8 protein-coding genes are annotated in these 13,566 nt (G+C 62.2%); 7 read left to right on the plus strand and 1 reads right to left on the minus strand.

All coding sequences use genetic code 11. The annotated features are described in order from the left end of the window. Nucleotides 1-36 precede the first annotated feature (36 nt). Nucleotides 37-408 carry an aspartate 1-decarboxylase gene (locus KF757_12900; GenBank protein MBX3323876.1) on the minus strand — a complete coding sequence of 124 codons (372 nt, stop codon included), beginning with the start codon at nucleotides 406-408 and terminating at the stop codon, nucleotides 37-39. 378 nt (nucleotides 409-786) lie between these two features. On the opposite strand from KF757_12900, the gene KF757_12905 reads away from it, so the two are divergent. From KF757_12905 to KF757_12935, 7 genes are all read left to right on the plus strand, one after another. Next, nucleotides 787-2,676 carry a hypothetical protein gene (locus KF757_12905; protein MBX3323877.1) on the plus strand — a complete coding sequence of 630 codons (1,890 nt, stop codon included), beginning with the start codon at nucleotides 787-789 and terminating at the stop codon, nucleotides 2,674-2,676. 223 nt (nucleotides 2,677-2,899) lie between these two features. Further along, nucleotides 2,900-3,118 (plus strand): hypothetical protein, encoded by a 219-nt coding sequence (locus tag KF757_12910; GenBank protein ID MBX3323878.1) that lies wholly within the window; start codon nucleotides 2,900-2,902, stop codon nucleotides 3,116-3,118. 1,143 nt (nucleotides 3,119-4,261) lie between these two features. Further along, nucleotides 4,262-5,701: a TolC family protein gene (locus KF757_12915; GenBank protein MBX3323879.1), complete on the plus strand. Its 1,440-nt coding sequence runs from the start codon at nucleotides 4,262-4,264 to the stop codon at nucleotides 5,699-5,701. Continuing rightward, entirely contained in the window at nucleotides 5,698-7,740 is a 2,043-nt protein-coding gene (locus KF757_12920; GenBank protein ID MBX3323880.1) for an efflux RND transporter periplasmic adaptor subunit, read from the plus strand. The genes KF757_12915 and KF757_12920 overlap by 4 nt, the downstream gene beginning before the upstream one ends. Further along, on the plus strand, nucleotides 7,733-11,578 hold the full coding sequence (locus KF757_12925) for an efflux RND transporter permease subunit (protein ID MBX3323881.1): 3,846 nt from the start codon (nucleotides 7,733-7,735) through the stop codon (nucleotides 11,576-11,578). Before KF757_12920 ends, KF757_12925 begins: the two co-directional genes overlap by 8 nt. Further along, a complete protein-coding gene (locus tag KF757_12930) occupies nucleotides 11,575-12,588 on the plus strand; it encodes a hypothetical protein (GenBank protein ID MBX3323882.1) in 1,014 nt (337 codons plus the stop codon). Before KF757_12925 ends, KF757_12930 begins: the two co-directional genes overlap by 4 nt. Then, nucleotides 12,524-13,543, plus strand: coding sequence for a hypothetical protein (locus tag KF757_12935; protein ID MBX3323883.1), 1,020 nt, complete (start codon nucleotides 12,524-12,526; stop codon nucleotides 13,541-13,543). Before KF757_12930 ends, KF757_12935 begins: the two co-directional genes overlap by 65 nt. Nucleotides 13,544-13,566: the final 23 nt, after the last annotated feature.

Genomic DNA, 13,566 nt, shown 5'->3' on the forward strand with positions numbered 1-13,566 from the left:
CGGTAAGTCGGACGGAGAGGCGCGATCGGCGTGCGATCAGCGGTTGTCGTAGCGGATGATTTCGTCGATTGTGTTGTCGGGCTTCATGAGGACGGCGCGGGGTTTGTGGAGGCGGTATTCGTCGTCGTTCATGAAAGCGTAGTGCATGATGATGACGACATCGCCTTTTGAGGCGAGGTGGCCTGCGGCACCGTTGATGATGATTTGTCGTGAGCCGGCTTCGCCGCGGAAGACATAGGTCTCGAAGCGTGAGCCGGTGTTGCAGTTGGCGATGACGACCTGGTCGTTTGGGCGCATGCCGCTGGCTTCGAGGAGGTCGGCGTCGATGGTGATGGAGCCGACGTAGTCGATGCGTGCTTCGGTGACGACGGCTCGGTGGATTTTGGAGTGAAGGACTGCACGAAACATGGAAAACTCCCCAGAAATGGTGTGGCAGCGATGGCGGCGCACGGACTTTTAAGTCGTAGCGTGCCTGTGATGTGGAACTCACGATATGGGATAACTGCTGGTTGGCTGATGATCTCTCTGGGCGCAATATACGAGCGTAAGGTACAGGATTCAATAGAATTTGCGCCGGAATTCAGGGGAAATTCACTCTGGTATGGAGTCCGCTTGGACTTCAGCTCAAGGTGACTGAATGAGGGATGAATAGTTGTTGGCGGTTGAAGTGCTTTTGTCGTGTTTTGTACCTGGTATCAGACGGGCATCGTGCATGAACGGATATGGTGGCGATGTTGGGGTACGGTCGGATAACGAAGTGGATGAGTCTGAGTGTGAGGAGGATGGATGCTGACGATTGATGAATTGGCGAGCGATTGGCTGAAACCTGAGCGTGAAGAGGAGTTCAGCCTGCCGGTGATAACGAACTTTCGGGGGGTGGTGCAGGCGGCGTGGGACGTTGCGGGTGTTCAGAACTGGGTGTGTGCGCCGACGGGGATGGCGACGCCTACGGGGCTGATGTTCTGGAGCGATGGCGAGCGGATTCGCCGGTATCCGCGGAGCGTTGCGTACAGGTGGAAGGCGTACGAAATCGAACGGATGGGAGTGGGGGTGGGGGCGGGTGTGAGCAGTTTTGTGCGTATGGCGGCGGGGCTGCCGGTGGTGATGGAGCGGATTCGGTTTGCGCGGTCGATGCGGATTCATCTGGTGTTTGGGGGGCTGCCTCGAGTGTGGCGGTTTACGGACTACTGGAATGTGCCGCCTGAGGATGTGCCGATGCTCAACGTCGAACGGCATGAGGGGCGGTTTGTCTTGACGGATACGAAGACGTTTGGCATGGCGGAGTTTCATGTGCCGGGGGAGCTTCGGGTGTTTTCGGATCTGTGCGCGTGGCGTGATGGTGATGAGGAAGTGGAGCGTGGTCGCGTTGGAGTTGCGACGGTTGATGTGGTTGCGGGCGATGAGGTGATGTGGTATGGGGTGCAGGGGTGTGAGTCTGGGTCGGTGGTGGATGTTGAAGAGGCGTGGGACTCGGGGCGTGAGGAGTGGGAGCGGACGTGGAAGGCGGCGTTTGAGCCGGGAAATACGGTGTTTTCGGGGAGTCTGCCGAGGCGAGAGCGTGGGGGCGGGCTTGAACGGTTGTATGACATGTCGGTTTTGTCGTTGTTGATGACGCGGCGGGAGATGCCGGAGTTATCGGAGAGAGCGGGCGTTGCGACCGGGGGGCAGTGCATCTGGACGGAGGAGGTTCGGCCTTTGAAGACGGCGTATGTGATCGGTGGGCCTGAGGGTGCGCCGACGACGTGTTTTTTGTGGGAGATGGAGTTTCAGGCGTCGATGCTGGCGCGGTTGGACCCGGCGGTGCTGCGCGAGATGATGGAAGCGATGATGCGCGTGGACCTGCACGAGCATTGGGGCGTGGAGATGGTGAGCGGGCGCGGGGCGGGGATGGGGTATGGGATCAATGCGGGGGCGTTTTTGTCGGTGGTTCGGGACTATGTGCGTGTGACGGGGGATCGAGCGTGGGCGATGAGGCATCTGGAGTATCTGCGGAGTTGTGCGCGGCGGGAGTTGACGGACTATGGGCACTATCAGCACATTCTGGAGTGTGTGAGTTCGTATGAACACACGATCGCGTCGTTCAATGCGCTGAATGTCGCGGGGTTGCGGTTTCTGGAAGAGTTGACGGGTGAGGGGGAGTATGGGCGTGCTGCCGATGAGTTGGCGGGGCGCGTGCTGGAGTTGTATGAGGGCGGGCCTTATGCGTGTGTGCTGCCGGATGGGCGTCGGCGGACGGTGAAGACGGTGCTGGATTTTGTGTATGTTGGGCGGTGTCTTGCGGAGGATCTTTCGGGGGAGATGAAGAGGGGGATGGTGGAGTTCTTTGAGCGGGACCTGAAGACGGAGGATTGGGTGTATGCGCTTTCGCCTCGGGATGAGAATGCGCTGACGCGAGGGCTGCCGAGTTTTCAGACGTTCAGGGCGGACCATCAGGCGACGGGGGCGTATGACGGGTGGCCTGCGCGTGCGGCGGAGGTTTTGTTGCGTTTCGGCAGGCGTGACGAGGCGATTGAGTGGCTGGGTGGGATTGAACGTGTGACGCGTGAGGGGCCTTTTGGGCAGGCGCATTACATTTATGAGGATGGGGCGCGCAAGGCGAGTTTCTTCAACGGGAACATGTATCTTTCGACAGCGGGGTGTGCGTATGCGGGGGTGATGATTGAGTTTGGGGTTTGAGGTCGGCTGAGTCCATTTTGGTCAGCGTCGATGTAGCCGTGGCCATGCTGGGCTGTGCTCCGATGAACGTGTGGGGGCGGATCTCTTGCGGGCGAGTGCCCGGGCTTGATCCACCTGGGCGGGCACTACATCGAAGCCGGGCGGCTGGATGATGTGCTGGAGGTGCTGACAAGGCCGGGTATACTCCCCGACGTTTCAACACCCCCAACAGGGAGCATCCTGCATGGCAAAGAAGACAGCAAAGAAGCGTGTGGCCAAGGCAAAGCGGTTCCGCGCGCTGCGCGACAATGCAAGTATCGGCTCGGCTGAGAAGACCATTGCGCAGAACATGGGCCTTCCGCCCGGAAGTGTGAGGCTGTCCCTTCCGAGCAAGGGCGGCAAGTTCCGCAAGGCTCGGGTCGATTCGACCGTGGCCAACCTGAGAGCGGCTTGGGACAAGTAGTTATACGAACGCACTAGTTGCCGTTCGTGCAACTAGTACCGTCTGTGCCGCCATGCTGACACCGTGAAGGTGAACAAGGCAGAGGCCCGAAGAAACTTGGCCGTCTGAACCCCGACTTTGTGACCCCGTAGTGACCCACCACACGCACCAGTGACCCATCGGTCCAATAAAAACGCCCCCGGCATCGTGCCAGAGGCGTTTTCAAGCGAGGCGGACGGGACTCGAACCCGCAACCACCGGATCGACAGTCGCAAGATGCGGTTCTTGCAATCGCCGCCTGAAGCCGACAAACCGCGTTCTGACAAGGCCTTAGACGAATCGACCGGGAACAGTCGGGAGCCAGTTGGGGACGGTTTTGGGGCTGGTCAAGACGCATTTTTGGACGCACCGGCGCAGGAAGAAGACGCACCGCCTGTCGGCTTCTCCTGCTTCTGCTCGTCATGTCACAGGGTGGGCTTCTCGAGGGAGCCCGGCCATGTTTGCCCGGGATGCGGCAGCCAGAAGACGAACTCAACGCCCCTGTGGGCATGGTCCGGCCGGTAACGCTCAGCGAACGCATAAGTTGCTGTTGAGACCGTAGCCCCAGGCTCTCCAGGGAATAGCTACTGGTCCAAGTCGGTATAGTATTGGTACATGCCCTTCCGCTTCCTGCTCATTCTGGCCATCGCGTGGCAACCGCTTGCCCTTTGGGGTGCGGCCGGGCATGCGGCGCCGGCTGAGGTGTGCACGGCAACATCGTGCTGCACGACCGTCGAGCGGGTTTCGTGCTGCGGCGAGCGCATCGTCGAGCAGATATGCGGCAAATCGGGTGGGGCGTGCCACTGCGCATCGGCTCCTACCGATACTCCCGATCCTCGACCGGAAGCACCCCAGCCGCGCACCGAGCGGGAGACTCTCGTCGCGGTGCCTTCGCCTCCGGTGCATAGTGTCGTGTACACAGACGCTGACGGGAATCTCCGACCGCCGTTCGCGGCGGGCGAGTCACGACTCGCCGGCAAGACCCACAACGAAATCCAAGCCCTCTTGGGAATCTGGCGAACGTAGCCGCCAGGCTCCGTAGGGATGCTGCGCGCCGACAAGTCGGCGATACACCGCCCTGCCAGTTGCTTGGACCTGTTCATTTCAGATTCCCAGGAGACCGCTATGGCGTCGCGAATCCTCGCGTGCGCGGCGTGTGCCGTTGCACCGCTAATGGTGGCGGGATGCTCTTCCCCGTTCGACCAGAGGCCAGACTTATCAAGGTCGTTCGAGCGCACCGCGCCAGAGGGTGTTCGGGATGCTCCGCCTTCTCGGTATCGAGACAACACCGAAAGCGCGGCGGCAGCGCCAGAGCTCTCCGAAATCGCTTCGCCTGAGGAGTACATTCGGTACGCCCTCTACCACAGCCCGGAGGTCGAAGCCGCGTTCCAGCGCTGGCGGGCGGCTTCGGAGCGCCTGCCGCAGGTGTCTGCGCTCCCTGACCCGAGGCTAGCATTCGGGTACTACATCGAAGAAGTGCAGACTCGCACCGGGCCGCAGGAAGCGCGCATCGGCGTCGAGCAGACGTTCCCGTGGCTGGGCACGCTGCAAGACCGTGAGGACGCCGCGGCGAAGGCGGCCATGGCCGCGTGGCGTGAGTTCGAAGCGATCCGGCTGAAGGTGGCCGAGCGAGTGGTCATCACGCTCCACGACCTCGCGTACCTGGACGGGACGATCGCGATCACCCGCGAGAATCTTGAGTTGCTCCGGTCGTTCGAGGGTGTGATGCGTGCTCGGTACCGCGTCGGGTCTGGCTCCCATCCCGAGCTTATTCGTGTCCAGGTCGAACTCGGGCAGGTCGAAGACCGAGTGACGCAGCTCGAAGCCATGCGGCCGCCGTACGTCGCCGAACTGAACGCGGCGCTCAACCGTCCAATGGACGCCGAAGTGCCGCGGGCTGTCCACATCGAAGGACGTGTTGCGAGCGTCGATGCAGCCGAGCTCTCCGAGATTGCCCGCCGCCGAAACCCGGTACTGCTCGCACTCGACGAGGAGATCGAGCAGCAGCGCTACTTGGGTGACGTTGCGCGGAAGGAAGGGCTTCCCGACTTGACCGTCGGCCTCGACTACGTCTTCACGGGCGATGCGATCAATCCCATGACTCCCGGAAGCGGCGACGACCCGATTCTCTTGCGCTTCGGCATCAACGTTCCGCTCTGGCGGGACAAGTACGACGCCGGCGTGCGTGAGGCGATGGCGCGTCGTCTCGCGGTCGCGCACGAGCGCGCCGACCGAGCCAACCGGATCGCGGCGGGGATTCAGCGTGCATGGTTCGAGCACACGGACGCCAACCGGCGCGTCGGCCTTTACGAGAACACGTTGATTCCCAAGGCAGAGGAATCCCTCCGCGCATCGCTCGCCGGTTTCCGAGCCGGTGATGCCAGCTTCCTCGATCTGCTTGACACGGAGCGCACGCTGCTGGAGTTCGCGGTCGCCGCCGAACGCGCTCGGGCCGACCGAGGCAAGGCGCTCGCACGGTTGAACACGCTCGTGGGTGAGCCGGTGCCGACGACGCCAGCTCAGAACGTAGCTACACCGATCGACGCCAACGAGGTGGAACCATGAATCGAATCGCACAGAGAGCTCGCGGTGTGCTGGCGTGGGTGTGGAAGCACACCGCCGCGAGCGTCGCCGTCATCTTGATCGTCGCAGCATTGGTCATCGGGTATCGGCTCGGCCGTCCCGCGCCGGAGCCGAAGCCGGAGACCGCTCAGGCCGGCGCTGATGCCCAGACCGGCCAGCCGCAGGTGTACACATGCTCGATGCACCCGTCGGTGCGGCTCCTCGACCCGAACGCCAAATGCCCGATCTGCTTCATGGACCTGATCCCCGTCACTGACGACGGCGGGGAGGGCAACGAGCTTCGGGTCACGATGAGCGAATCCGCGGCCGCGACGAGTCGAATCGAGACGGCAACAGTCGGCCGATTCTTTCCGACGGCATCGACGCGTCTCTACGGAAAGGTGACATACGACGAGACCTTGGTCGCCCGCCTGACAGCCTACTTCCCCGGTCGGATCGAACGGCTCTTCGTCAACTACATTGGGGTGCCGGTCACGAAGGGTGACCACATGGCCGAACTCTACAGCCCCGACCTGCTCGCGGCGTTCGAAGAACTCCGTCAGGCGATGGCCTCGGCTCGGGACATCAGGGGAACGAGTGAACTCGTCCGTTCCGCCACACAGGACACCCTCGTCGCGTCTAGGGAAAAACTCCGGCTGTTCGGGCTCACAGCGGATCAGATCGCTTCAGTCGAGGACGGCTCGTTCAGCTCAGACAGGCTGACGATCTTCGCACCCATCGGTGGAGTCGTCACCCATCTGGCGGTTCGCGAGGGTGATTATCTCCAAACCGGATCTCCGATTGCAACCATCGCGGATCTCTCCAGACTGTGGCTCGACATGGAAGCGTACGAATCGCAGCTTCCACTGCTTCGCTGGGGTCAGCGGGTCACATTCACGGTCGAAGCACACCCCGGGGAGACTTTCGAGGGGCACATCTCGTTCATCGAACCAATGGTCGATGAGCGAACCCGGACCGCGGCGGTCCGCGTGGCGGTTGACAACTCGAACGAGAGACTCAAGCCGGGAATGTTCGTCTCGGCGGTTGCTCGTACGCGAGTCGCCGAAGGCGGCGCGGTCGTCAACGACGAACTCGCCGGACGGTGGGTCAGCCCGATGCACCCGACGATCGTCAAGGACGAACCGGGCACCTGTGACATATGCGGGATGGACCTCGTGTCCGCCGAATCGCTCGGAGTCGTGGGCGACCCGGCGGAGGTTCGAGAGCCATTGGTGATACCGCGTTCGGCCGTGCTGTTCACCGGCACGCGTTCGGTGGTCTATGTCGCCGTGCCGGATGCCGAGAAGCCGACCTACGAAGGTCGGGAAGTGCTGCTGGGGCCGAGGACGGGCGACTTCTACCTCGTCCGCGAGGGGCTCCGCGAGGGTGAGCGCGTCGTGGTCAACGGCGCGTTCCGCATCGACAGCGCCATGCAGATCGCGGCGAAGCCGAGCATGATGACGCCCGGCGGTGGCGGCGGCGGCAACCCGCACGCGGGGCACGGCGAGATGGCGGGCGGATCCATGCCCGCGATGCCTGAGCGTGTCACAGTACCGGACAGCTTTGTGTTCGCGCTCAAACCGATCTACGCGGCCTATCTGGATGCGCAAGAATCTCTCGCGGCCGACGATCTGGGCGGGTTCGCCCAGGCGGCTGCTGACCTGCGGACCGCACTTGGTTTCGTCGAGGAGGCCGGGCTCGTGGGCGAGCCGCTCGGCGCGTGGCGTCGGGCCGCGGCCAAACTCCGCGTAACGGACGCAATCACCGACATCGCGGTCGCACGGACCCGATTCGAGGACATGAGCGAAGCCGTAGTCGCGTTGCAACGTCGCTTCGGTCATCGGGGCAGCGAGTCTTGGAATCTCGCCCACTGTCCGATGGCATTCGACAACAAGGGCGCGGACTGGCTCCAGCGCGGCACGCAGATCAACAACCCGTATTTCGGGGCGTCTATGCTCCGTTGCGGCGAGATTCGAGAAACATTCTTGCCGGTCGACCAGATCCCAGTGAATGGCAACATGGAGGGTCACGACCATGAGTGACCGTCCGTCAACCGCGCCACCAACGCCCCCACGCGGGCCGCTCAACAGCCTGATCCGGTTCTGCCTTGAGCAGAAGCTTGTAGTCGCGATCGTGCTCTTCGGCACGCTCTTCTGGGGCGTGCTCGTGGCCCCGTTCGACTGGGACCTCGGCGGACTTGCACGTGACCCGGTGCCGGTCGATGCCATCCCGGACATTGGCGAGAACCAGCAGATTGTGTTTACCGAGTGGCCCGGGCGGAGCCCGCAGGATATCGACGACCAGATCAGTTACCCGATGACGGTCGCGATGCTGGGCATCCCGGGTGTAAAGGACATTCGCAGCTACTCGGTGTTCGGCTTTTCCACGATCTACATCGTCTTCGAGGACGGCATCGACTTCTATTGGTCTCGCTCGCGCGTGCTGGAGAAGCTCAACTCGCTGCCCGCAGGTACGTTGCCACCTGGCGTCTCGCCGGCGCTCGGACCCGACGCGACGGCGCTCGGCCAGGTCTTCTGGTACACGATCGAAGGGCGGGACGCTGAGGGCAACCCCAACGGCGGCTGGGACCCGCATGAACTCCGATCGATTCAGGACTTCATCGTCAAGTACAAACTCGCCGGCGTCGAGGGTGTCTCCGAGGTCGCTTCGATCGGTGGCTTCGTGCAAGAGTATCAAGTCGATGTAGACCCCGATGCGATGCGCGCGGCTGGCATCTCGCTCCAGCAGGTCATCGGTGCGGTCCGCCAAAGCAATCTCGATGTCGGGGCGCGAACGATCGAAGTGAACCGGGCCGAGTACATCGTCCGGGGCCTTGGTTTCATCGAGAGTGTTGAAGACCTCGAACAGGCCGCGATCACCGCACGGGACGGTCAGCCCATTCTGATCAGCGATATCGCAAGGGTCTCGCTCGGGCCCGCGCTCCGGCGAGGCGTGCTCACCAAAGCGGGCGTCGAGGCCGTGGGCGGTGTGGTCGTCGTCCGCTACGGCGAGAACCCGATGGCGACGATTCAGCGAGTGAAGGACAAGATTGCCGACATCGCGTCCGGTCTGCCGACCAAAGTGCTCGCCGACGGCACCGAGAGCCGCGTCACCATCGTGCCGTTCTACGACCGATCGGGGCTCATCCGCGAGACGCTCGAAACGCTGAACTCGGCAATCAGCCAACAGGTGCTCGTCACAATCATCGTCGTCGTGCTGATGGTGATGCACCTGCGCAGCAGCCTGCTCATCGGGGCGATGCTGCCGATCACAGTGCTGATGACCTTCATCGGCATGAAGACCTTCGGTGTGGACGCGAACATCGTGGCGCTGTCTGGTATCGCTATCGCGATTGGCACGATCGTGGACATGGGCATCGTGCTGAGTGAGAACATCCTGCGCAGGCTCGAGGAGTCGGAGAAGGCGCAAAGCACCGAGCCGATTCTCGAAGTGATCTACCGAGCGACGTGCGAGGTCGGCGGCGCGGTGCTGACCGCTGTCGCCACGACCGTCGTCGGCTTTCTCCCCGTCTTCACGATGGAGGCCGCCGAGGGCAAGCTGTTCAAGCCGCTCGCGTACACCAAGACCTTCGCCCTCATCGCCTCGATCATCATCGCGCTGACGATCCTTCCCGCGGCCGCGCACATGCTCATGGGCTTCCGCCCCAAGGCAAAGCTGATACGGGGCGCCGGCGCGGTCGCACTTACTGTCTCTGGTCTCGCGATCGCAATCTGGTTGCACACGCTCGGCGGGCTGATCGTCACAGCGTTCGGCGCGTTCTACATCGTGAAGCTGTGGCTGCCGACGCTCGTGGTCCGAGGATTGCAGTGGTCGGCGAATCTCATCGCCGTCCTTGTGGTGCTCGTCGTGCTCGCGGGAGCGTGGGAACCGCTCGGCCCGGAACCTGGCGTTGTCGGCAACGCTGTCTTCATCGGGACCATCGTCGGTGGACTTCTGCTCGCCTTCTGGCTCGTGCGTCTCGCATTTCCATACATCCTCGCGTGGGCGCTCCGCCACAAGCTTGTCAGCCTTTCACCTGCGCTTCTTGTCGTGCTCTTCGGTGCGACGGTGTGGCTCGGATTCGATCGCATCTGGGGCTGGCTTCCCGAGTCAGTCAGACAGCGGGAACTCATGGTTGAGGTCGCCCACGCCTTCCCAGGGCTCGGAAGCGAGTTCATGCCGTCGCTCGATGAGGGCTCGTTCCTCTACATGCCCACGACGATGACGCACGCATCGATCGGCGAGGCGACCGACATCCTTAAGGAACTCGATTCCCGCATCATGGGCGTGCCCGAGGTGGAGCTTGCGGTCGGCAAGATCGGCCGGGTCGAGAGCCCGCTCGACCCGGCGCCGATCTCGATGATCGAAACAGTCATCCAGTACAAAAGCGAGTACAGGACCGATGACGACGGACGCCGTCTGAACTTCCGCTATGACACCGCCACCGACGAGTTCGTCCGCGACGATGCCGGCAACCTGATCGAGGATCATGACGGCCGCCCGTTCCGCCAGTGGCGCGACGAGATCGAGTCGAACCAAGACATTTGGGACGCGATCATCGCTGCTGCGGACATGCCGGGCGTCACCAGCGCTCCAAAACTCCAACCAATCGAGACGCGCATCGTCATGCTCCAATCGGGATTCAGGGCGCCGATGGGCGTCAAAGTCTACGGCCCCGATCTGGAGACGATCGAGTCGTTTGGGCTTGAACTCGAACGCCTGCTCAAGCAAGTGCCAAGCGTGCAGCCAGCGGCGGTGTTCGCCGACCGCGTCGTTGGCAAACCGTACCTTGAGATCGACATCGACCGCGAGAAGATCGCCCGCTACGGCCTCACGATTGCAGCCGTTCAAGAGGTCATTGAGGTTGCCATCGGCGGCAAGCCGCTGACCATGACCGTCGAAGGCCGCGAACGATATCCCGTGCGTGTCCGATACCTCCGTGAACTTCGCGATCAACCAGAGACCCTCGGCGACATCCTTATGCCCACACCGATGGGCGCGCAGATCCCGCTGCGCGAACTCGCGACGCTCGAATACCGACGCGGGCCGCAGATGGTCAAGAGTGAAGACACATTCCTCGTCGCGTATGTCCTGTTCGACAAGCTCCCCGGCTATGCAGAGGTCACGGTCGTGCGGGACTCCCAGCGGCTCATCCAGGACGCGATTGACGCTGGCGACATAATTGTCCCCGCCGGCGTCAGCTACGAGTTCTCCGGGTCTTACAAGAATCAGGTCCGCGCAGCCAAGCGAATGAGCATCGTGCTGCCATTGGCGCTCGCAGTGATCTTCCTGCTCCTCTACTTCCAGTTTCGCAAGGTCGGTGTCACATTGATGGTCTTCAGCGGCGTCTTCGTCGCCTGGGGCGGGGGGTTCCTGATGCTGTGGCTCTATGCGCAGCCCTGGTTCCTTGACACGCACTTGCTCGGAACCAACCTGCGGGATCTGTTCCAGATTGAGCCGTTCAACTTGAGCGTCGCGGTCTGGGTCGGGTTTCTCGCGCTTTTTGGCATCGCCACCGACGATGGCGTTATCATGGCGACCCGCATCGAGCAGTCGATGGCCGAGGAGAAGCCGGACTCGATCGAAGCGATACGCAAGACTGTCGTTGAAGGCGGGCAACTCCGCATCCGGGCGGCCGTGATGACAAGCGCGACCACTATCCTCGCGCTGCTCCCCGTGCTCACTAGCACCGGCCGCGGTTCGGACATCATGGTCCCCATGGCCATCCCTTCGTTCGGCGGCATGGCCGTCGCATCCATCACCTGGTTCGTCGTGCCCATTCTGTACTGCTGGGGTGCAGAGTGGAAGCTCCGTCTGTCACATGCCCAGCGCAACTCTGATCCTCACACCGTGCCTTCGGCACAAGGAGATTCTCTATGAGAACACTCATCATCTGTGGCGCCCTGACATGTGGCGCTCTCGCCGGCACGCCTGCCTTCGCGCAGGAGGGCGGCTCACAGCACACGCAGGCGGAAATCAAACCAGTCAACGCAATGTGCCCCGTCGGCAAGGAACCGATCGTGCCAAGCGCGGGGACAGTCGAGTACAAGGGCAAGACCATCGGCATCTGCTGCCCGGGCTGCGGCAAACAGTTCCTTGCCTGGGACGAGACCCGCAAGGACGAGTTTGTCGCGCTCGCCGTCGCCCATCGCGAGCCGGGCATGGAAGGCCACGCGGACCAGGACATGGAGAAGCCGGCAGACACAGCGGCAATAACCGACGCCAGTTGGACCGAGCCATATGCGCTCAACACGTGCCCTGTGTCCGGTCAGAAGCTCGGCTCGATGGGCGACCCCATCGTCGCGATGTACGACGGGCGCGAAGTCCGCTTCTGCTGTGGCGGGTGCATCGACAAGTTCGAAGCCAACCAGGCCAAGTATTGGAAGGCGATCGACGAGCAGATCATCAAGGAACAGCTTCCTTACTACCCGGTTGAGACGTGCATTGTTTCTGGAGAACCGCTCACAGAGCACGGAGAGGACATTGCCAACAACATGGTCTACGGCAACCGCCTCCTCCGACTCTGCTGCAAGATGTGCGAGCGAGAGTTCAAGGCTGACCCGAAGAAATTCATCGAGAAGCTCGACAGCGCGACGGCAGACGCGCAGCGCAAGGACTATCCGTTCGACACCTGCGTCGTGGCCGGCGGCGAGCTCGGCTCGATGGGCGAGCCCGCGGAGATAGTCGTCGCTGGCCGGCTGATGCGGTTCTGCTGCGCTGGGTGCAAGCCCAAGGTGGAAGCGGACCCCGCGAAGTACACCAAGCTCATCGACGAGGCGTGGCAGGCACAGGGCAAGTTCTTGCCCATGGAGCACGACGCGGAGCATGATGCCGATCACGGCGATGGCCATGGAACAGATGGCCACGGTGATCACGACCACGGCGGCTAATCACACTCTCTGCTTACCCATTTCCGGAGAACGCCAGATGACCACCCTCTTGCAACAACTCCGTTGTATCCCCGTTCTTGTCGTGCTTGCTCTGGCTGTTCTCGCGCATACGGCTTTGGCGCAGTCCCCCTCCCTGGATTCAGCCGGGGAGGGGGTGGCCCCCGTGAACGCGATGTGCCCGGTCATGACCGACGAGCCGGTCGATACAAGGTTCACCGCAGAGTATGAAGGGACAACCGTTGGGCTGTGCTGCAGGAAATGCCTCACGAAGTTTGAAGCAGATCCGGAGCTGTATCTCGCGAGTATCCCCGAGTTGTTGGCCGTTGCATCTAGCGAGCCCACTATTCAACATGACACAGACGGCCATGAAGACCAACATGCTGATCACGAACACGAGCCACAGGCGGCAGAGCATGCCAGCCACGACGGTGAGGAGCATCCGCATCCCGAAGAATCGGACACGGCTGCATCATCTTCCAACGACGACGAGCATGACCACGCGACTGATCACGAATCAGGCTCGAAGCTCGTCGCATGGATCGGCAAGCTCCATCCTCCCGCGACCCACCTCCCTATTGGTCTGCTGATCGGAGCGGCGGTTGCTGAAGGACTCTTGATCTTCACGCGTCGCGATCTATTCAAGCATGCCTCGGCGTTTTGTATTGCACTCGCCTCTATCGGTGCCGTCACTGCGGCAACACTGGGTTGGTTCAATGCCGGCCTCGTCCTGGTCGATGCCGATTGGGTCCAACTGACACACCGTTGGCTTGGCACAACAACCGCTGTGCTGTCGCTCGTGACGCTCGTGTTATTGCTCAGAGCATCTCGTTCCGCCACCGAGCCAGTCTCTCGAAGCGCGCTTCGGATATCGCTGTTCGTGACCGCGGGCCTCGTCGGCGCAACGGGTTTTTTCGGCGGCGCTCTCGTCTATGGGATCAACCACTACGCCTGGTAGCAATCTGATGACGTGGAACCTGC

This window comes from Phycisphaeraceae bacterium, assembly GCA_019636795.1.
Lineage (GTDB): Bacteria > Planctomycetota > Phycisphaerae > Phycisphaerales > UBA1924 > JAHBWW01.